The sequence below is a fragment of the Leptotrichia sp. OH3620_COT-345 genome, from assembly GCF_003932895.1.
Lineage (GTDB): Bacteria > Fusobacteriota > Fusobacteriia > Fusobacteriales > Leptotrichiaceae > Pseudoleptotrichia.
Window position 1 is genome coordinate 1 of record NZ_RQYW01000193.1, and the last position, 266, is coordinate 266.

Annotated in this window: 1 protein-coding gene; it reads left to right on the plus strand. The window is 39.1% G+C overall.

Annotation, left to right across the window (positions count from 1 at the left end):
• Positions 1–12: 12 nt before the first annotated feature.
• Positions 13–266: hypothetical protein (locus tag EII29_RS11770; RefSeq protein ID WP_148096454.1), on the plus strand; the 254-nt coding region annotated here is incomplete at its 3' end.

Here is a 266-nt window from a genome sequence, read left to right on the forward strand (position 1 = left end):
CCGTCAAGAGGTATGGCGGCAGATTTATTGGAAAGTTTTACAGGAAAAGTATTTGACGGAAGTTGGTCGAGCTTATGGTTGTCAACGGGGATATCAAGAGGCTCAGCATTGGCAATATCATCAGGCGATAAGAGAGTAAAATATGACCTTGGCTTATACAGTCAGGGGAATATAGTAGGATTAGGAGCATTTAATGTATTAAAGAATAACGGAATACATTTAGGGAAAGGCAAAGGATTTGATTTAAGGTCATATGGAACTCCTAT